Origin of the sequence: Delftia sp. 11MD (assembly GCF_050907895.1) — a bacterium.
Lineage (GTDB): Bacteria > Pseudomonadota > Gammaproteobacteria > Burkholderiales > Burkholderiaceae_C > Comamonas > Comamonas tsuruhatensis.
Genome location: NZ_CP194333.1, coordinates 526,173 through 545,106 on the forward strand (window position 1 = coordinate 526,173; position 18,934 = coordinate 545,106).

Genomic DNA, 18,934 nt, shown 5'->3' on the forward strand with positions numbered 1-18,934 from the left:
CACATAGGCTTAAGACACATGGCAAACATACTGGTGGTCGACGACGAACTGGGGATCCGGGATTTGTTGTCGGAAATCCTCAACGACGAAGGTCATAGTGTGGACGTGGCCGAGAACGCCGGCCAGGCGCGCACGGCGCGCGCCTCCAACACCTACGACCTCGTGCTGCTCGACATCTGGATGCCCGACACCGATGGCGTATCGCTGCTCAAGGAATGGGCCTCGGCGGGCCAGCTGACCATGCCGGTCATCATGATGAGCGGCCACGCCACCATCGAGACGGCGGTGGAGGCCACGCGCATCGGTGCGCTGTCCTTCCTGGAAAAGCCCATCACCATGCAGAAGCTGCTCAAGGCGGTGGAGCAGGGCCTGGCGCGCAATGCCGCCAGCCAGGCGCCGGCTGCAGCGCCTGCCGCAGTGGCCGAGCCCGCCGACATCGCAGCCGTCGTCACGCCTGCGGCCAGCCGTGTGCCGGTGGACAACAACGTGCCGCATGCACACCAGGGTTTCGATCTGGACCGCCCCCTGCGCGAGGCGCGCGACGGTTTCGAGAAGGCCTACTTCGAGTTCCACCTGGCGCGCGAAGGCGGCTCCATGACCCGCGTGGCCGAGAAGACCGGCCTGGAGCGCACCCACCTGTACCGCAAGCTGCGCCAGCTGGGCGTGGACCTGGGCCGCAACAAGCGCGGATAGACTTTTTGAAGGAATTTTGGCTTTTTCGTTTTTGGGTCAAAAAATCCTGCATATAATCTAGTTCTCGGCCCGGTAGCTCAGTCGGTAGAGCAGAGGATTGAAAATCCTTGTGTCGGCGGTTCGATTCCGTCCCAGGCCACCAGATACAGTGAAAAAGATTACGGACTGCTTCGCAAGAAGCAGTCCGTTTTTCTTTGTGCCTCAGGCAATGCGTGATCCTGCCTGTGCTGCGGCCGCGTTCAGTCGTTCGCGCCCGCAATCGTCACCAGCAGCACGCAGCCCTGGTCGCCGCGCGCGTGCACATCGTGCAGCTCGCCGGCAGGCACCAGCACCACCGAGCCGGCCACCAGCCGCAGGCTGGCCAGGCGCGTGGCAATGCCGGCCTCGCCCGCCAGGCAGTGGATGGTGGCCTCGCCGGGGACCTGATGGCTGGGCAGGGCATGGCCGGGCGGCAGCACCAGGCGCAGCAGCTGCAGCTTCGGCGTTCGGATCAGGCTGGTGCTGATGGGCATGCCGTCGCGGGCGTGCAGGGCGATGACCTCCAGTGGCTTTGCGTGTTCGAGTGCCATGCTTGGCTCCTGCTTGATATGGGTCAGAAGGTGGTTGCGCCGCCGCCTCGCCGGTGCACTTGAAGATGTACGCTGGATGCATCTTATGCAGGCGCAGCGGGCCGGAAGGAGTGCACATCATGGCGCAATGGATGGAGCTGGAGGAACCCCTGAGAACCCGGGAGCCGGCGCCGCAATGGACGGCATTCCTCGAATTGGGATTTCGGCCGCTGTACCTGCTTGGCTGCCTCTGGGCCGCGCTGTCGGTGGCGCTGTGGGTCCATGCTCCGCAGTGGATCGCGGGGCGCATGCCCGGCGTGTTCTGGCACGCGCACGAGATGCTGTGGGCCTTCGTGGCCACCATCGCCGTGGGCTTTCTGTTCACGGCAGGCAGCAACTGGACAGGGCGCAATCCCCTGCAGGGCCGGGCATTGGGCGCGCTGTGCCTGCTGTGGCTGGTGGCCCGCGCAGGCTTCTTGCTGCCGGGGCCGCAGGCCTTTGCGGTCGCCGCGCTGTGCGAGACGGCCTTCTTCTGCTGGGCCGCGCTGGCGCTGGGCCGTGCCATTCAGGTGGCGCGCAGCCGGCGCAACTACGGGCTGCCCCTGCTGCTGGCCGGCCTGGGCGCGGCCGATGCGCTGTACCTGTGGTCCATCTGGCAAGGCGACTACGGCGCGCTGATGCAGCGCTTCAACGCAGGCCTGCTGTGCATGGCCGTGATTGCGCTGCTGATCGCGCGGCGCGTGATCCCCTTCTTCGCCATGCGCGCCGTGTCCGGCCTGCAGATCCCCATGCACACGGCCAGCGGCCAGTGGCAACTGGGTGCGGGCGTGGTGGCCATCGCCTGCCTGCTGGCGGGCTGGTGGCCGGGCCTGGCCGCCGGCCTGGCCGTGGCGGGCCTGATCGCCCTGTGGCAGGTGCTGGCCTGGAAGCCCCAGGCCGTGCGCCGCGTGCCGCTGCTGTGGATTCTCTACCTGGGCCACGCGGCGCTGGGTGCGGGCCTGCTGGTGGCCGGCGCGCATGCGGCCGGATGGGTGCTGCGCCCCGCCTGGCCCGTGCATGTGATCGGTGCGGGCGGCTTTGCCCTGCTCATCATCGGCATGTGCACACGGACGTCGATGGGCCACTTGGGCCTGCCGCTGCGCACCGACCGCAGCATGGTCGCCGCCTATGCCCTGGTCATTGCCGCTGCCGTGCTGCGCCTGGCGGCCCTGCTGCCCACGGCGCTGTCGCTGGCGGCGCTGCATGTCTCGGCCGCTGCCTGGGTATTGGCCTTTGCGCTGTACCTGTGGCGTTTCGCCCCGCTGCTGGTGCGCCCGCGTGCCGACCGGCAGGCATGATCGCAGGCCTGCCATGCGCCTGACCCTGATGACCGACTACGCGCTGCGCCTGCTCATGCATGTGGCGCGCCACCCCGGGCGGCTGTGCACGATTGCAGATATCGCCCAGGCCCATGCCATCTCCGAAGCCCATCTCATGAAGGTCACGCACCAGCTGGCGCTGCGCGGCTGGATCGTGACCGTGCGCGGCAAGGGCGGCGGCATGCGCCTGGCCCATGCGCCGGCCGACATCGGCCTGGGCGACGTGGTGCGCGGCATGGAGCCGGACCTTGCCATCGTCGAATGCTTCACGGGCACCAGCCCACCTGCCTGCACGCTTGCGCAGGACTGCCGGCTGGCCGGCGTGCTGGGCGGGGCGCTGGACAGCTTCCTGGCCCATCTGGACGGCTTCACGCTGGCCGATCTGCTGCCGGCTCCCGCATCCCTGCCGCTGCCCCTGCCGCACAGGAGGCGCGCATGAGCTACGGCCTGCTGCTGACCCTGCACCTGCTGGCTGCCATCGCCTTCGCGGGTACGGTGTTCTTTGAAGTGGTGCTGTTGGCCGGGGCGCGCCGCCACCTGCCCGCCATCGTGGCGCGCGCCACCGAGCAGGCGCTGGGCGACCGAGCGGTGGCCGTCATGCCCTGGGTGCTGCTGGTGCTGTACGGCGCGGGGCTGGGTCTGGCCTGGCAGCATCGCGCGGCACTGGCTGCAGCCTTTGCCGCTCCGCTGGCCAGCAGCTTCGGCCTGCTGCTGGCGCTCAAGATCGGGCTGGCGCTCAGCGTGTTCGGACATTTCCTGGCAGCCATGTGGTGGCGCCGGCGCGGTGTGCTGGGCGGGCGCCGCTCGCACCGCCTGCACCTGAGCGTGTTCTGCCACGTGCTGGCCATCGTGCTGCTGGCCAAGGCCATGTTCTACCTGCATTGGTAATGGACCCGCGCGGTCCCGGCCCGTGTCAACCGCGTTAAGCTCGCTGCTCGCATGGCTTGGAGCACGGGAGCGCAGAGGTGGCATCGCATTGGCAGCCGGGCTTGATCGCCCTGCACGGTAATCAGACGGAGGTGCTGGCCGATACGGTGCTGGCATGGCTGGCTGCGCACCCGCTGGACGTGCTGGAGCCGGAGGTGGTGCTGGTGCAGAGCAACGGCATGGCCGAGTGGTTCAAGATGCGCATGGCCGAGCAGCTGGGCGTGTGCGCCGCCGCGCGCGTGGAACTGCCCGCGCGCTTTGTGTGGCGCAGCTACCGCCAGGTGCTGGGCCGCCAGGCCGTGCCGCGCGAATCGCCGCTGGACAAGACACCCATGACCTGGCGGCTCATGCGCCTGCTGCCGCAGTGCCTGCATGACCCGGCCTTCGCCCCCATTGCAGGCTTTCTGCGCCCCGGCGAGCCCGAGCGGCTGCTGCAGCTGGCCCAGCGCCTGGCCGACCTTTTCGACCAATACCAGATCTACCGCGCCGACTGGCTGGACGCCTGGGAGGCCGGGCATGACGTGCTGCCCATGCCCTTGCGCCCTGGTGTGGCGGACGCCCCGGTGCCCGAAGGCCAGCTGTGGCAGCCGCGCCTGTGGCGCGCCGTGCTGGCCGAGCTGGACGAGGACCAGCGCGGCGCCACGCGCGCGCGCCTGCAGGGCAGGGTGCTGGCCGCGCTGCAGTCCGGCGAGCCGCCGGCCGCGCCGCTGGCGCGCCGTGTGGTGGTGTTCGGCATCAGCCAGCTACCGCTGAGCCTGCTGGAGTTCCTGGCCGCCATTGCCCGCCACAGCCAGGTGCTGCTGGCCGTGCCCAATCCCTGCCGCTTCCATTGGGCCGACGCCATCGACGGGCGCGAGCTGCTGCGCATGGCGCGGCGCCGCCAGCCGCTGCGCGGCGGCCGCGACTTGGCGCAGCTGCCGCTGGAGGCCATGCATGCCCACGCCCATCCGCTGCTGGCCGCCTGGGGCCGGCAAAGCCGCGACTATGTGCGCCAGCTCGACGCCTTCGACACCACGGGTGCCGCCGCGCAGCTGCAGATGCCGCGCGTGGACCTGTGCGACGAAACCGATGCCGAGGACCTGCGCACCGCGCCGCTGCTGGCCCAGGTGCAGCAGCGCATCCGCGACCTGGTGCCGCTGGCCGAGCACCCGCCGCTGGAGGTGGCGCGGGCCGACCGCTCCATCGTGTTCCACAGCGCGCACAGCGTGGTGCGCGAGCTGGAGGTTCTGCACGATCAGCTGCTGCAGATGCTGGCCCGGCCACCGGATCCCGGGCAGCCGGGGCAGGCACCGCTGGCACCGCGTGACGTCGTAGTCATGCTGCCGTCCATAGAGACCGCCGCGCCCTCGATACGCGCGGTGTTCGGCCAGTACGGCAGGCATGATCCGCGCCACATTCCCTTTGACATTGCCGACCTGGGCGCACGCGCCAGCAGCCCGCTGGCCGTGGCCCTGCAATGGCTGCTGCGCCTGCCGCAGCAGCGCTGCCGGCTCAGCGAGCTGTGCGACCTGCTGGACGTCCCAGCGATTGCCGCGCGCATGGGTCTGGCGGCCGACGACCTGCCCCAGCTCACGCGCTGGATGGCCGGGGCCGGCATCCGCTGGGGACTCAATGCGCCGCAGCGCGGCGCCCTGGGCCTGCAGGCCTGCGGCGAGCACAACAGCGCCTGGTTCGGCCTGCAGCGCATGCTGCTGGGCTATGCCAGCGGCGTGGCGCAGGACGGCCAGGCCTTCGGCGGCATCGAGCCCTATGACGAAGTGGGCGGCCTGTCGGCCGAGCTGGCCGGCGTGCTGGCCGCGCTGCTGGAGCGCATGCTGGCGTGGTGGCGCGAGGCCGAGCAGCCCGCCATGCCTGAGGCCTGGGCGCAGCGCTTTCGCGCGCTGCTGCAGGACTTCTTCAAGGCGCAGGACGATGAGGACGAGGCCATGCTGGCCGCACTGGACGCCGCCCTCACGGACTGGCAGCGCGCCTGCGAGCAGGCCGGCTATGCGCAGGCCGTGGAACTGGGCGTGGCCCAGGAGGCCTGGATGCAGGCGCTGGAGCAGCCCTCGCTGTCGCAGCGCTTTCGGGCCGGTGGCGTGACCTTTTGCACGCTGATGCCCATGCGGGCCATTCCCTTCGAGGTGGTCTGCCTGCTGGGCATGAACGATGGCGACTATCCGCGCCGCGCCACGCGCAGCGACTTCGACCTGATGGCGCTGCCCGGCCAGCAGCGCCCCGGCGACCGCGCGCGCCGCGACGATGACCGCCAGCTCATGCTCGAAGCCCTGCTGTCCGCGCGCCGCGCGCTCTACATCAGCTGGACCGGCCACCATGTGCGCGACAACAGCGAGCAGCCGCCCTCGGTCCTGGTCTCCCAGCTGCGCGACTACCTGGAGGCCGGCTGGCGCGGCGAAGGCGGCCAGCCGCTGCTGGCGCAGCGCACGCAGCAGCACCCGCTGCAGCCCTTCAGCCGCCGCTATTTCGAAGAAGGTTCGCCCTGGACCACGTATGCGCGCGAATGGCGGGCCGCGCATGCGCAGTCTGACGGCGCGGACGCGTTGCCTGCGCTGCCCGCGCAGCCGCGCCCGCCCTTTGTCCCGGACGCCTCGGCGCCGCTGAGGCTGGCCCGGCTCACCGATTTCCTGCGCCACCCGGCGCGCGCCTACCTGCGCCAGCGCCTGCAGGTGCGCTTCGAGCAGGAGGACAACCCGGTCGTGGACGAGGAGTTGTTCCAGCTCGACGGCCTGACCGAATACCTGCTGGTGCAGCAGTTGCAGCAGCAGGTGGCGGCCGGCCTGTCCGAGCCCGGGCAGGCGCCCCAGGCCATGGAAGACAGTGTGCGAGCGGCCGTGGCGCGCCTCACGCGCTCGGGGCGGCTGCCGCTGGCGGGGCTGGGCGAGCGCGGCGCGCGGGCGCTGCAGTCCTCGGTCACGCCTTCGCTGCGGGCCTGGCGCCAGCAACTGGATCGGTATGCCCATCCCGCGCCGCGCAGGCGGCTGCTGATCGAGGACGATGGCCTGGTGTTCGACGACTGGATCGACGGGCTGCGCCAGTCCTGCGAAACCGAAGAGCCCCCCGAGGCGGACGACGCACAGTGCTGGCTGCTGCTGGACCCGCGCAACCTGCTCAATGCCAAGGGCCGGCCCCATGCCGACAAGCTCATGCCGGTCTACCTGCGCAGCCTGGCGCTGGCCGCCAGCGGCTCGCAGGCCGAGTTGCGCGTGGTGGCGCGCGACGGCCTGGTGCAGGTCCTGCCCATGGACCCTTCCGAAGCGCTGGCACGGCTGCGTGCATTGATGGCCCTGTGGCGCGAAGGCCAGAACGGTCCGCTGCCCCTGCCGCTGCGCAGCGGCCTGGCCATGGCCGAAGGCCTTCCCGCTGCGGCACAGCAGGCCTATGAGGGCGGCCATCTGGTCGGCGGCGAAGGCGAGGACCCGTCCTGGGCCCGCTGCTATCCCGATTTCGAGGCCTTGGTCGCCGATGGGCGCTTCGAGGCACTGGCCCATGCCGTCCACGCGCCGCTGCTCGACTGGGTGGCCGCGCAGGTGCAGGTCCAGCCCTACCAGGCGGATGCACCATGAGCACCAGCGAAGTGACCGGCGGCGTGACCAGCCATGTGCTCGACGCACAGCGTTTTCCGCTGTGGGGCAGCCGCCTGATCGAGGCCAGCGCCGGCACCGGCAAGACCTGGACCATCGCTGCGCTCTACCTGCGCCTGGTGCTGGGGCATGGCGAGGGCAGCTTGGACGGCATCAGCAGCACGGCCTTCGAGCGCCCGCTGATGCCGCCCGACATCCTCGTCATGACCTTCACGCGCGCGGCCACGCGCGAGCTGTCCGACCGCATACGCAAGCGCCTGATCGAGGCCGTGCAGTGCTTTCGTGGCGAGGCCGAACCTGCGCCCCACGACGGCTTCCTGCACGCGCTGCGCGAGGCCTACCCTGAAGGCGCGGCCCGTGAACGAGCGGCCTGGCGCCTAGCCATGGCGGCTGAATGCATGGACGACGCGGCCATCCACACCATCGACGCCTGGTGCCAGCGCATGCTGCGCGAGCATGCCTTCGACAGCGGCAACCTCTTCGACGAAACGCTGGAGCCTGACGAAAGCCAGCGACAGACCGAGGCCGCGCAGGACTACTGGCGCCAGCAGTGCTACCCGCTGTCCGACGAACTGCTGGACGAGGCCCTGAAGATCTGGCCCCACGTCGATGCCCTGGTCGAAGACATGCGTGCCCTGCTGCGCGAGCCCCCCGTGCCCGGTGCGGGCGAGGGCAGCCTGGCCGACTGCCTGCAGCGCGCCATGGAACAGCGCCGCAGCCGCCTGCTGGCCCTGGCGGCCGGCTGGGACGACAAGGCCCAGCGCCTGCAGCGGTGGTTGGATGGACAGCTCGACGGGCAGGGCGCGTTGTGGGACAAGCGCAAGCTGCAGCCCGCGCGCTACACCGGCTGGCTGGCCGCGCTGGCCGACTGGTCGCGCGCCCCGCTGGACGGTCCGCTGGCGCTGACCGAGGCCGCGCGCCACCGCCTCAGCCCCGAGGGCCTGGCCGAGGCCTTCAAGGGATCGGCCGGCGATGTGCTCATGCCGCTGGAGCTGGCCGAGCTGCAGGCGCTGCTGGTGCAGCTGGAGCAATTGCCGCCCGTCAGCGTGGCCGTGCGCCTGCATGCGGCCGCGCGCGTGGCGCAGCGGCTGGCCCACCTCAAGCGCCAGGCCGGCAGCTTCGGCTTTGCCGACATGCTGCAGCGCCTGGACACGGCCCTGGCCGGCGACAACGGCACCGTGCTGCGCGAGCGCATCCTGGCCCAGTACCCGGTGGCGCTGATCGATGAATTCCAGGACACCTCGCCGCTGCAGTACCGCCTGTTCGACCAGATCTACCGCACGGCGGCCAACGACCCGCACAGCGCCCTGCTGCTGATCGGCGACCCCAAGCAGTCCATCTACGGCTTTCGCGGCGCCGACATCCACAGCTACCTGCAGGCGCGCCGCGCCACCGAGGGGCGCCACTACGTGCTGGGCACCAACTACCGCTCCACCCAGGCGCTGGTGGGTGCCGTCAACCATTGGTTCGCGCAGGCCGAGCAGCGGCCGGGCGAGGGCGCCTTCATGTTCCGGCGCGGCAGCCACAACCCGCTGCCGTTCGAGCCCGTGGCCGCCCAGGGGCGCAGCGAGCAACTGCACACGCGCGACGGCGCCATGCCCGCCCTCACCGTGGCCTGGAGCGCGGGCCGTGACGAGGACACCGGCATCCCCCTGCCTTTGTCGGCCGACGAGGTACGGCGGCGCTTTGCGGCCCATTGCGCCGAGCAGATCGTGCAGTGGCTGGCCGACCCGCAGGCCGGCTTTGTGCAGCCCGATGGCCGCCTTGTGCGCCTGCGGCCTGCCGACATCGCCGTGCTGGTGCGCACGGGCCGAGAGGCGGCCGCCGTGCGCCGCGAACTGCAGGCGCGCGCCGTGGCCTCGGTCTACCTGTCGGACCAGGATTCGGTGTTCGCCAGCGACGAGGCCCATGACCTGCTGTACTGGCTGCGCGCCGTTGCCGCGCCGCTGGACGCCCAGGCCGTGCGCGCGGGCCTGGCCACGCGGCTCATCGGCCTGTCGCTGGACGAGCTGGCCTGGCTGGCCGCCGACGAGGAAGCCTTTGACGCGCGCAGCGAGCAGCTGCGCGAACTGCACAGCATCTGGCTGCGCCTGGGCGTGCTGGCCATGCTCCGCCAGACCCTGTACCGCCTGGACCTGCCCGCGCGCTGGCTGCAGGACCCGGCCCTGGGTGGCGAGCGGCGCCTGACCAACTACCTGCACCTGGCCGAGCTGCTGCAGACCGCCAGCGCCCAGCTGGAGGGCGAGCAGGCCCTGATCCGCTGGCTGGCCACCCAGATCGAGGCGCCGGGCAGCGGCAGCGAAGAGCAGGTGGTGCGCCTGGAAAGCGATGCCGACCTGGTCAAGATCGTCACTGTGCACAAGAGCAAGGGCCTGGAGTACCCGCTGGTCTGCCTGCCGTTCGCAGGCAGCTTCCGCCCCATGGAGCGGGCCAGGACGCCGTTCCTGACCCTGTCCGCGCAGGAGGGGGGGGAAGACGATGCCGCCCCGGCCCGCAGGCTGCTGCTGGACTTCAGCGACGAAGACCTGGCCCAGGCCGACCGCGAGCGGCTGCGCGAGGACCTGCGCCTGTTCTACGTGGCGCTCACCCGCCCGCGCCATGCGCTGTGGCTGGGCCTGGCCCCGCTCAGGCGCGGCAACGGCAAGGCCTGCGTGAACGAGCAGGGCGCCGCCGGCTACCTGCTGGGCGGCACCGAGCCGCGCTCGGCCCAGGGCTGGCTTGACGGCCTGCAGCAGCTGTGCGGAGAAGACCCGCACATGGCCTGGCGCGACCTGGATGCCGGGCCACTGCAGCGCACGCGCTGGCAGCCACCGGCTGGCGCCACCCCGCTGCACGATGCCCCTGCCTACGACGCGCGCTTCGACACCCGCTGGGGCATCGGCAGCTTCTCTGCCCTGGTGCGTGCCATGGCCGCGCCCAGCCTGCCCGTGCTGCCCGTGGCCGTGCAGCGCCCGGCCGAGGATGAGCAGGCGCTGGAGCCTCCGCCATCGCCGGAACTGGCGGACATCGCCGGCCTGGCGGGCCTGCAGCCCCTGCAGGATGGACCGGCCGGCGGGCCTGCGGTCTGGCACCGCTTTCTGCGCGGCCCCGTGGTCGGCAACTTCGTGCACGACCAGCTGGAATGGCTGGGCGGCGAAGACTTTGCCCTGCCCGTGGACGGCCAGGGTGCGCTCGCTGATCGCCTGGTGCGCCGCTGCGAGCGCGCGGGCCGGGGCGAGCAGGCGCGCGACCTGCTGGCCTGGCTCACGGCCGTGGTCCACCAGCCGCTGGCGCCGCTCGATGTCACGCTGGCCACGCTGGGCCCGCAACTGTCGGAGATGGAGTTCTGGCTGCCCGCGCGCCAGCTGCCGGCCGAGCGCATCGACCAGCTGTGCCGGCGCTTCATCCTGCCGGGGCAGGACCGGCCCGCGCTGCCCCAGCGCTCGCTGCACGGCATGCTCATGGGCTTTGCCGACCTGGTGTTCTGCCACGAGGGCCGCTACTGGGTGCTTGACTACAAGAGCAACCACCTGGGCCCGGACGGCGCCGCCTACGGCCAGGAGGCCTTGGCCCGCGCCATGCTCCACCACCGCTACGACGTGCAGGCCGCTCTCTACCTGCTGGCCCTGCACCGGCTGCTGCGCAGCCGGCTGGGCACGGCCTACGAGCCGCAGCGCCAGCTGGGCGGTGCGCTGTACTACTTTCTGCGCGGCATCGATGGCCCGGCCGGTGGCATGCATGCCATGGCGCCCGAGCTGCCCTTGCTCGATGCGCTCGATGAACTGCTCGGTCCCGGCCGCGCCAACGCGGAGGAACTGCCATGAGCCCGCGCCCCCGTTCGCGCACCATCGATACGGCCACGCTGGACCTGTTCCATGAACGGCCGGGCGGCGAACCGCCGGGCGCCGTGCCGCCAGACACCAATGAAGTGCTGGCCCTGCTGCGCCGCTGGGCCGACGCGGGCCTGCTGCGCCGGCTGGATGCGGCGCTGGCTTCCTTCGTCGCCGGGCAGGATGCACAGGCCGGGCCCGCCTTGCTGGTGGCCGCCGCGCTGCTGGCGCAGATGGAGGGGCGCGGCCACAGCTGCCTGCCCCTGGCGCCGCTGGCCGGCCACCCCAACGACGTGCTGGCCTGGCCGGCCGATGCGCTGCCCGCGCAGCAGGCCCTGTGGCAGATGCTGCCTGCGCGCCTGTCCGGCTGGGTTGCGGCGCTGAGCGCCAGCCCCGTGGTGCGCGTGGTGCACGGGGAGCAGGTAGATGGACAGGATGGCAGCGAGGACCTCGGCCAGCCCCTGGTGCTGGCCGGCGCAGACGGCCCCGCGCCGCTGCTGTACCTGCGCCGCTACTGGGACTACGAACGCGCCGTGGCCGCCCACGTCATCCAGCGCACGGCGGCGCAGGCCGTGGCCGGCCAGCCGCTGGACGAAGCCCTGGCCCGCCACTGGCTGGACCGGCTGTTCCCGCCTGCGGCGGACGGTGGCGCCGTGGACTGGCAGAAGCTGGCCTGCGCGCTGGCGCTGCGCGGCCGGCTGTCGGTGATCACGGGCGGCCCCGGCACCGGCAAGACCTATACCGCCGCACGGCTGCTGGCCCTGCTGTTTGCCACGGCGCCCGATGCCGGCCAGTTGCGCGTGGCCCTGGCCGCCCCCACGGGCAAGGCGGCTGCGCGGCTGAAGCAATCGATCGACGGGGCCTTGCTGCAATTGCAGGGCAGCATGGGCGGCGAGATCGACCTGGCGGGCCTGGTGCAGCGCATGGGTGCGGCGCGCACCCTGCACTCCATGCTGGGCGCGCGGCCCGATACGCGGCACTGGGGATTCCATGCAGGGCGGCAGCTGGACGTGGACGTGCTCATCGTCGATGAGGCCTCCATGGTCCACCTGGAGATGATGGCGGCGCTGCTGGAGGCACTGCCGGCCGGCGCCCGCCTGGTGCTGCTGGGCGACAAGGACCAACTGGCTTCGGTGGAGGCGGGCGCCGTGCTGGGCGACCTGTGCCGCGATGCCCAGGCCGGGCGCTACCTGCCCGACACGCTGGACTACGCACTGCGCGTGGCGGGCCAGCGGCTGCCGCCGCAGTTCGCGGCGCCCGACGGCGATCGTGCGCCAGCGCTGGCGCAGCACACCGTCATGCTGCGCGAGAGCCGGCGCTTCGGGGGCCCCATCGGCCAGCTGGCACACGCCGTGAATGCCGGTGAGGCGGTGAAGGCCCAGGCCCTGCTCGATGCCGGCACGCAAGCCGGCGCAGGTTCCGAGCTGTGGGAACGCCATGGCGGCGGCGTGCACGCCGTGACCGAACTGGCCGTGCACGGGCGCGGCGGTCTTGCCAGCTATGCCCTCTATGCCCAGGCGCTGCAGGGCCGGCCGGATGCGGCCGGCGCCGACGAGGCAGCGCACCGCGCCTGGGTGGTCGCTGTGCTGCAGGCCTTCGAGCGCTTCCGGCTGCTGTGCGCCGTGCGCGAGGGCGATTGGGGCGTGTCCGGCCTCAACCGCGCGGTGGAGCAGGCCCTGGATGCGCAGGGCGTGATCCGCCGAGGCGGCGAATGGTATGCGGGCCGTCCCGTCATGGTCACGCGCAACGACGCGCAGCTGGGCGTGTTCAACGGCGACATCGGCATTGCGCTGCCGGGAGCGCACCAGGGGCAGCCAGGGCAGCTGCTGCGCGTCTACTTCCTGCAGGGCGACGAATTGCGCTCGGTCGGCGTCAGCCGCATGGCCCATGTGGAGACCGCCTTCGCCATGACGGTGCACAAAAGCCAGGGCTCGGAGTTCGAGCACACCGCCCTGGTGCTGCCCTCGCGCGGCGGCAGCGTGCTGGGGCGCGAGCTGGTCTACACCGGCATCACGCGCGCCCGCCAGGCCTTCTCGCTGTTCTCCGAGGTGCCGGGCCTGGTGGCCTCGGCCGTTGGCAGCCCCACGCAGCGCGCCAGCGGGCTGCTGCGCTGGCTGCAGGAGTGAGTGAAGGCCCCGCGCCTCAGGCCGGGGTCTTGTCGCTGGCGTAGCGGGCCATCATCAGCGCCGTATTGGTCTTGCGGTCGGCATTGACCTGCTGCACCGTGGGCCGCTCGGCCATGCGTGCCAGGTACTCGCGCACGGGCAGGTCGGCCAGAACGTCGCGGCCGCCAACGATCTTGCTGGCCGCGCTGACCAGGGGCAGGTGGACGATGGCGCAGCAGTCGGCCAGCGTGAAGCTGTCGCCCGCCACAAAGGGTGAGAAACGCGCAAGTTTGGCGAAGGCCGCCACGTTCTTGTCGAGCTGGGCCAGCGTGCGCTCCCGGGTGGAGTCGCTGACCTGGCCGCCGAAGAAGGCCTGCGGGTAGAGGATGCGCGCCACCAGCTCCAGGTGCAGGTCCAGGTACACGCACAGCTCGCGCACCTTGGCGGCCTCGAAGGCGTCGGCCGGCAGCAGGGCCGGCGAGGGCGACAGCGTCTCCACGTACTCGACCATGGCGGCCGACTCGCACAGACCCCGGCCGTCGTCGATGCGCAGGTAGGGCACCTTGCCCAGCGGAGAAAGCGCCATGTCGGTCTCTCCCAGCCAGGCCAGTTCCTCGTTGAAGGGCAGCTGCTTTTCCAGCAGGGCCAGCTTGACCTTGTTGTAGTAGTTGCTGGCCGCGAATCCGCACAGGGTGAGCATGGGTGTCTCCTAGGGTGTTGGTGAGGGCTGGGGGATGCGCCTGCGATGGTAGGGGCGGGCAGGGCCTGGCGGGGTCACGGACATGACGTCCTGGGGCAGACCCCTAGAATGACGCCATGCCGCTTCGCCTGCCCTCCACCTTGGCTGCCTGCGCCCGCTGGGCGCTGGGCCTGTGGCTGTGCGTGGCGCTGGCATCGGCGTTTGCGCCGCTGGCGCGCGCCTCGGGCTGGGAGCGCCTGTGCTCGGCCGCTGGCGAATCGGTCTGGGTGCCCTCGCCGGCCGGTCAGGACGATGCCCTTGCCGGCAGCCACGGCATCGACTGCCCGCTGTGCCTGCCCCCGCTGGCGCCGCCGCCCGCCCGGTGCAGTGCGGCCCCGGCACCGCTGGTGGCAGATGCGCAGCCACGGGCGCACCCGGCCTCCGTCCACAGCGTGGCCATGCCGGCCCTGCCCCAGGCCCGCGCCCCGCCCCGGTGACTCCCGGATTCACTCCCGCTTCCTTCGCTTGGCCAACCCTTTTTGCAAGGCACGAAGACCGTGCCGCAATGCATTGAAATTTCTGGAGAAACCGTGATGACACTGCGTCAATGGACCACCCCTTTCCTGATCGCCGCCTCCCTGTCCATGGGCCTGGCCCATGCCCATGCCGATGCGGCCCATGTCAAGGCCGACGCCGCCTGGGCGCGTGCCAGCGTGCCGGGCCAGCAGGCCACGGGCGCCTTCATGCGCCTGACGGCCGAGGAGCCGCTGCGCCTGGTGGGCGTGGAGTCGCCCGCCGCCGGCGTGGCCGAGGTGCATGAAATGAAGATGGAAGGCGATGTGATGCGCATGCGCGCCATCGACGGCCTGGACCTGCCCAAGGGCGTGGCCGTGGACCTGAAGCCCGGCGGCTACCACGTCATGCTGCAGCAGCTCAAGAGCCCGCTGCTCAAGGACAGTCAGGTACCCATCACCCTGGTGTTCAAGGACGCCAAGGGCGAGACCTCGCGCCTGAGCCTGCAGGTCCCCGTGCGCGCCATGGCGCCCGGCGCAGGTGCGGCATCGGCTGCGCAGGGCGGCGCGCATGGCGGACACGGCGGACATGCCGGCCACTCCCACTGAGCTTTTTGTCATCCACCGGGTTTGTGCGCAGCGGGCCGTGCATGACTTGCGATGGACTTGGCGTGTGCCTGGGTTAAGCTGAGCGCATGGCCGGTGTGCTTCACCGGCATGTTCTTCCAACCCAGTCCTAGCGAGTGCTGCCATGAGTGATGCGTCCTCCTTCGGTTTCGGCAAGTTCATCCCCGGTTTCGACTTCCTGCAGGGCCTGGCCCAGAGTGCAGGATCGGCCACCGCCCGGCCCCTGGGGCGCCTGCCCGAATGGGTGGCGCCCACGGTGAGCATCGAAGAGGTGGACAAGCGCATCACCGAACTCAAGGCCGTGCAGTTCTGGCTCGACCAGAACGGCAAGGCGCTGGCCGCCACCATCCAGGCCCTGGAAGTGCAGCGCATGACGCTGTCCACCTTGCAGGGCATGAACGTCAGCATGGGCGAGCTGGCGCAGGCCTTCCAGTTCCCTGCAGCCGCAACCGCCGCGGCCAAGGGCGCCGCCAGCGCGGGGCAGGGCGACCTTTCGGACTGGCCCATGTCCTCGGCCGCCAGCCGGGCGAGCAAGAAGGAAAAGCCGCAGCCCGAGCCCGCACAGGCCGCTGCCGCGCCGCCTGCAGCCCCCGAGGCGGCCAAGGCCGCCGACAGACCCGCAGCCGCGGAGACTGCGGCGCCCAAGGACGAGTCCGCCCAGGCCGCCGCCATGGGCCAGGCCATGCAGTGGTGGGGCGCGTTGACCCAGCAGTTCCAGCAGATCGCCGCCAAGGCCATGGCCGAGCCCATGGCCCCGGAGGCCGTGGCGGCCGCCCAGCGCGCCACCGGCATGGCCGGTGACCTGGCCAAGGCCACCATGGACCGCATGGCGGCACAGGCCAGCGCCTTTGCTGCGCAGGCGGGCAAGGCGGCGGCGGTCTCCCCTGCCAAGGCGCCGTCCGCAAAGCCGGCGGCCAAGGCTGCGGTGCAGGCCGAAGCCCCCAGGACCGCTGCCAAGGCTCCCGCCAAAGCGGCTGCCAGGAAAACCGCTGCAAAGGCTGGAGCCAAGGCGCCGGCCGCCAGCAAGCCGGCAGCCAAGAGCCGGCCGGCGCGTTGACCGATCGGGCCGGACCCATGGATGCGCAAGGCCCCAGCCACCCGCAAGCCGGGTGCTGGCGGGGCTAGAAAGAAGGTTGGTATGTCGTTGTTTCCTGTAGGCCATGCCAGCCATTCCGACTGGCGCGCCGCGGCCGACGCGGTGCTGCAGCAGCTGCGCTTGCAGATGGCCGGGCCCGGCCACGCGCAGCGGCCCCGTCTGGGACTGGTGTACCTGTCCCATGCGCATGCCGCCCACGCACGGCCGCTGCTGCAGCATCTGGCCAGGGCCCTGCCCCATGTGGCGGACTGGGCCGGCTGCTCGGCCGGCGGCGTTCTGGCCATGTCGCATGAGTACCTGTCAGGAACCGCGCTCGCGGTGATGCTGCTGGATGTACCGGCCGCCCACTACCGCCTGTATTCGGGCCTGGCGCCCCTGCATGCGCCTGGCGGCGAGGCCGGCTTCACCGCCCATTCGGCCCTGGTCCATGCCGCAGGCGGCCAGCCCGAGCTGGCCGAGCTGCTGTACGAGCTGTCCGAGCGCACCGAGTCCGGCCTGCTGTTCGGCGGCGTGGGCGATGACGGGGAAGATGGCGTGGAGGGCGTGCAGATCGCCTGCCGTACCGAGGATCTGCATGCGCAGCATGCGGACGCGCGCGGCATTTTTCGTGGCGGCTTTTCAGGCGTGGCCTTCGGTGCCGGCGTGCCCTGCATCACGGGCATGGCCCAGGGCTGCGTGCCGCTGGGCGAGGGGCTGGAGATCACCGAGGCGCGCGGCGCCCTGGTCACCGGGCTCGATGGCGATCCGGCCCTGCAGCGCCTGCTGCAGCTGCTGGGCGTGGAGCTGGAAGGCAGCGACTGGCAGCCCGCGCTGACCACGGTCCGCACCACGCTGGCGGCCATTGCGCCGCCGGGCCGGGGCCTGGCCCACGGCGTGCTGACCGAAGAGGCCCAGGTGCTGACCCTGGTTGGCCTGGACCCGCTGCGCCAGGGCGTGGCCCTGTCCTCGGCCGTGGAGGCCGGGCATTCGGTGATCTTCTGCCGCCGCCAGGCCCAGGTGGCGCGCCAGGAACTGCTGCAACTGGGCGCTGCGCTGCGCGATGCGGCGGAGCCCGAGGAGGCGGCGCCCGAAGGCGAGGCACAGCCCCGCATCCGTGGCGCCATCTACATCAGTTGCCGGGGCCGCGGCGGCGGCCTGTTCGGCGGCCCCGATGCCGAACTGCGCACCCTGCGCCACGCACTGGGCGATGTGCCATTGATCGGCTTCGTTGCCGAAGCCGAGATCATGGACGCCCGCCTGCACCGCTTCGCCGGGGTGTTGACGGTGTTCACTGCCTAGGCGTCGTACACGCCGTACACACGGTACACACCGTCTGCACCTCAGACCGCGCGCGGGCGAACCGTGCCTGCGCTGCGATCCGGGTCCATGGCTGCGGCTCCCAGAAAATCGAAATCCACGGCCGGCTGCCTGCCGCTGACCAGGTCGGCCAGCGCCATGCCGGAGCCGCAGGCATGGGTCCAGCCCAGCGTGCCGTGGCCGGTGTTCAGGAACAGGTTGGCGATGGGCGAGCGTCCGATCAGCGGCACATTGCTGGGCGTGGCGGGGCGCAGGCCGCTCCAGAACTGGGCGCGGCCGGTATCGCCGGCGCCGGGGAACAGCTGCTGCACGCGCCGCACGATGGCCTCGCAACGCACGGGGTCCAGGTTGCGGTCGTAGCCGTTGAACTCGGCCGTGCCCGCAATGCGCAGGCGGTCGCCTTGCGCGCCCGTGTAGCGCGAGAACACCAGCTTGAACTCGTCGTCCGTGAGGCTGACCTGGTAGGCCTTGGCGGGGTCCAGCACCGGCAGGGTCACGGAGTAGCCCTTGGCCGGGTAGATGGGCAGGTGCAGTCCCAGCGGCTGGGCCAGCAGCGGGCTGAACGAGCCCATGGCCAGGACATAGGCGTCGCCCTGGATGCGTTCGTAGCGGCCATCGGCATTGGTCACCTCCACATGGTCGATATGGCGGCTGGCGCCCGCACCCGTGGTGCGCAGCGCCATGACGTGGTGGCCGTGGCGGAACTGCACGCCCGTGGCGGCGGCGATGCGCGCCAGCTCGCGTGTGAAGAGGTTGGCGTCGCCTGATTCATCCTCGGCCGTATAGGTGGCGCCCGCTATCTGCCCGCGCACATGGGCCAGAGCCGGCTCCAGGCGCACGGCTTCGTCGGCATCGATCAGGCGGCGGTCGCAGCCCAGGGTCTGCATCTGCTCGGTGGGCTTGAGCGCGCCCTCGAACTCGCGGGCGTTCGTATAGAAGTGCAGGATGCCCTGCGTGCGCTGCTCGTACTGGATGCCGGTGTCGGCACGCAGCTGCTGCAGGGCCTCGCGGCTGTAGGTGCCCAGGCGAACGATCTGCTGGATGTTGTGGCGCGTGCGCGCGGGCGTGCAGTTGCGCAGGAAGGACAGGCCCCAGCGCCACTGGCGCATGTCGGCGCGCAGGCGGAACAGCAGGGGGGCGTCCTGCCGGCCCAGCCAGCCCAGCAGCTTCAGCGGTGCGCCGGGGTTGGCCCAGGGCTCGGCATGGCTGACCGAGATCTGCCCGCCGTTGGCGAAGCTGGTTTCGGCGCCGGGCGCGGCCTGGCGGTCGATGACGGTCACTTCATGACCGAGGGATTGCAGATAGTAGGCCGACGTGGTGCCGATCAGGCCGGCTCCGAGAACGATGACGCGCATGACGATGCCCTTTCAAAGGCATGTGCCGGGTCACGCGAAAGCTGGCCGCTATGGTCTGGATAGCAGGCAGCCGGCGTCCGTCGTGACGCAGCTGCCGCTCCCCCTGTCCTTGGTACCTGAGAGATTCACCGCCGTCCATGGGAACGGGGCTTGCTCCTTCGGTGCGCCGCACATTGCGTGCGGCGGCTCTCCAGACGGCATGTTGTGTTTGCAGTACGGAACCTGAGCGTGTATGGGAGTTTGCGCCTTCGGTGAGGCTCGGCACCGTGGCGCCCGCCTGCTCTCCTGCAGGGGCGATTCTATGGGGCTTGCGCAGCCAGCTCCAGTCGTATTGGGGATACCACCAGT

General features: G+C 71.1%; 14 protein-coding genes, 1 tRNA gene and 1 riboswitch. Of the genes, 12 read left to right on the forward strand and 3 right to left on the reverse strand.

The window, feature by feature from the left end; genetic code table 11:
• The first annotated feature begins 18 nt into the window (after positions 1-18).
• Together ACRSCF_RS02465 and ACRSCF_RS02470 are read left to right on the forward strand one after the other, a co-directional pair.
• The gene (locus ACRSCF_RS02465) at positions 19-693 is read left to right on the forward strand and encodes a response regulator (RefSeq protein ID WP_016450397.1); all 675 of its coding nucleotides are present in this window, start codon (positions 19-21) and stop codon (positions 691-693) included.
• 66 nt (positions 694-759) lie between these two features.
• Positions 760-835, forward strand: a tRNA-Phe gene (locus ACRSCF_RS02470).
• A gap of 97 nt (positions 836-932) precedes the next feature.
• On the opposite strand, the gene ACRSCF_RS02475 is transcribed toward ACRSCF_RS02470, so the two are convergent.
• On the reverse strand, positions 933-1,262 hold the full coding sequence (locus tag ACRSCF_RS02475) for a cupin domain-containing protein (protein ID WP_012202449.1): 330 nt from the start codon (positions 1,260-1,262) through the stop codon (positions 933-935).
• A 119-nt stretch (positions 1,263-1,381) separates the two neighbouring features.
• Here ACRSCF_RS02475 and ACRSCF_RS02480 point away from each other — a divergent pair, with 119 nt between their 5' ends.
• The 6 genes from ACRSCF_RS02480 to recD all read left to right on the forward strand — a co-directional run bounded on the left by ACRSCF_RS02480 (position 1,382) and on the right by recD (position 13,042).
• On the forward strand, positions 1,382-2,578 hold the full coding sequence (locus ACRSCF_RS02480; RefSeq protein ID WP_212646638.1) for an NnrS family protein: 1,197 nt from the start codon (positions 1,382-1,384) through the stop codon (positions 2,576-2,578).
• A gap of 13 nt (positions 2,579-2,591) precedes the next feature.
• The gene (locus tag ACRSCF_RS02485) at positions 2,592-3,038 is read left to right on the forward strand and encodes an RrF2 family transcriptional regulator (RefSeq protein ID WP_016450399.1); all 447 of its coding nucleotides are present in this window, start codon (positions 2,592-2,594) and stop codon (positions 3,036-3,038) included.
• Complete coding sequence (locus ACRSCF_RS02490; RefSeq protein WP_016450400.1) at positions 3,035-3,487, forward strand: CopD family copper resistance protein; 453 nt, start codon at positions 3,035-3,037, stop codon at positions 3,485-3,487. Before ACRSCF_RS02485 ends, ACRSCF_RS02490 begins: the two co-directional genes overlap by 4 nt.
• A gap of 77 nt (positions 3,488-3,564) precedes the next feature.
• Positions 3,565-7,089 (forward strand): exodeoxyribonuclease V subunit gamma, encoded by a 3,525-nt coding sequence (gene recC / locus ACRSCF_RS02495; RefSeq protein ID WP_244387746.1) that lies wholly within the window; start codon positions 3,565-3,567, stop codon positions 7,087-7,089.
• On the forward strand, positions 7,086-10,910 hold the full coding sequence (gene recB, locus ACRSCF_RS02500) for an exodeoxyribonuclease V subunit beta (protein ID WP_212646636.1): 3,825 nt from the start codon (positions 7,086-7,088) through the stop codon (positions 10,908-10,910). Before recC ends, recB begins: the two co-directional genes overlap by 4 nt.
• Positions 10,907-13,042 carry an exodeoxyribonuclease V subunit alpha gene (recD, locus tag ACRSCF_RS02505; protein WP_212646635.1) on the forward strand — a complete coding sequence of 712 codons (2,136 nt, stop codon included), beginning with the start codon at positions 10,907-10,909 and terminating at the stop codon, positions 13,040-13,042. The genes recB and recD overlap by 4 nt, the downstream gene beginning before the upstream one ends.
• 16 nt (positions 13,043-13,058) lie before the next feature.
• On the opposite strand, the gene ACRSCF_RS02510 is transcribed toward recD, so the two are convergent.
• The gene (locus tag ACRSCF_RS02510) at positions 13,059-13,721 is read right to left on the reverse strand and encodes a glutathione S-transferase family protein (protein WP_016450404.1); all 663 of its coding nucleotides are present in this window, start codon (positions 13,719-13,721) and stop codon (positions 13,059-13,061) included.
• Positions 13,722-13,837: 116 nt separating this feature from the next.
• Here ACRSCF_RS02510 and ACRSCF_RS02515 point away from each other — a divergent pair, with 116 nt between their 5' ends.
• The 4 genes from ACRSCF_RS02515 (at position 13,838) to ACRSCF_RS02530 (ending at position 17,213) form a co-directional block, all read left to right on the forward strand.
• Complete coding sequence (locus ACRSCF_RS02515; protein ID WP_016450405.1) at positions 13,838-14,197, forward strand: hypothetical protein; 360 nt, start codon at positions 13,838-13,840, stop codon at positions 14,195-14,197.
• A gap of 96 nt (positions 14,198-14,293) precedes the next feature.
• Positions 14,294-14,821: a copper chaperone PCu(A)C gene (locus ACRSCF_RS02520; protein ID WP_016450406.1), complete on the forward strand. Its 528-nt coding sequence runs from the start codon at positions 14,294-14,296 to the stop codon at positions 14,819-14,821.
• Positions 14,822-14,963: 142 nt separating this feature from the next.
• Positions 14,964-15,896 carry a PhaM family polyhydroxyalkanoate granule multifunctional regulatory protein gene (locus tag ACRSCF_RS02525; RefSeq protein ID WP_126313035.1) on the forward strand — a complete coding sequence of 311 codons (933 nt, stop codon included), beginning with the start codon at positions 14,964-14,966 and terminating at the stop codon, positions 15,894-15,896.
• Positions 15,897-15,977: 81 nt separating this feature from the next.
• Positions 15,978-17,213 carry an FIST signal transduction protein gene (locus ACRSCF_RS02530; protein WP_016450408.1) on the forward strand — a complete coding sequence of 412 codons (1,236 nt, stop codon included), beginning with the start codon at positions 15,978-15,980 and terminating at the stop codon, positions 17,211-17,213.
• A 41-nt stretch (positions 17,214-17,254) separates the two neighbouring features.
• Here ACRSCF_RS02530 and ACRSCF_RS02535 read toward each other — a convergent pair whose 3' ends face one another.
• A complete protein-coding gene (locus tag ACRSCF_RS02535; protein ID WP_244387747.1) occupies positions 17,255-18,586 on the reverse strand; it encodes a D-amino acid dehydrogenase in 1,332 nt (443 codons plus the stop codon).
• Positions 18,587-18,679: 93 nt separating this feature from the next.
• Positions 18,680-18,790, reverse strand: a riboswitch (glycine riboswitch).
• Positions 18,791-18,934: the final 144 nt, after the last annotated feature.

Coding starts and splice junctions, on each gene's coding strand:
- ACRSCF_RS02465 (WP_016450397.1), top strand. CDS start 19: ATGGCAAACATACTGGTGGTCGACGACGAACTGGGGATCCGGGATTTG.
- ACRSCF_RS02475 (WP_012202449.1), bottom strand. CDS start 1,262: ATGGCACTCGAACACGCAAAGCCACTGGAGGTCATCGCCCTGCACGCC.
- ACRSCF_RS02480 (WP_212646638.1), top strand. CDS start 1,382: ATGGCGCAATGGATGGAGCTGGAGGAACCCCTGAGAACCCGGGAGCCG.
- ACRSCF_RS02485 (WP_016450399.1), top strand. CDS start 2,592: ATGCGCCTGACCCTGATGACCGACTACGCGCTGCGCCTGCTCATGCAT.
- ACRSCF_RS02490 (WP_016450400.1), top strand. CDS start 3,035: ATGAGCTACGGCCTGCTGCTGACCCTGCACCTGCTGGCTGCCATCGCC.
- recB (WP_212646636.1), top strand. CDS start 7,086: ATGAGCACCAGCGAAGTGACCGGCGGCGTGACCAGCCATGTGCTCGAC.
- recD (WP_212646635.1), top strand. CDS start 10,907: ATGAGCCCGCGCCCCCGTTCGCGCACCATCGATACGGCCACGCTGGAC.
- ACRSCF_RS02510 (WP_016450404.1), bottom strand. CDS start 13,721: ATGCTCACCCTGTGCGGATTCGCGGCCAGCAACTACTACAACAAGGTC.
- ACRSCF_RS02515 (WP_016450405.1), top strand. CDS start 13,838: ATGCCGCTTCGCCTGCCCTCCACCTTGGCTGCCTGCGCCCGCTGGGCG.
- ACRSCF_RS02520 (WP_016450406.1), top strand. CDS start 14,294: ATGACACTGCGTCAATGGACCACCCCTTTCCTGATCGCCGCCTCCCTG.
- ACRSCF_RS02525 (WP_126313035.1), top strand. CDS start 14,964: ATGAGTGATGCGTCCTCCTTCGGTTTCGGCAAGTTCATCCCCGGTTTC.
- ACRSCF_RS02530 (WP_016450408.1), top strand. CDS start 15,978: ATGTCGTTGTTTCCTGTAGGCCATGCCAGCCATTCCGACTGGCGCGCC.
- ACRSCF_RS02535 (WP_244387747.1), bottom strand. CDS start 18,586: ATGCGCGTCATCGTTCTCGGAGCCGGCCTGATCGGCACCACGTCGGCC.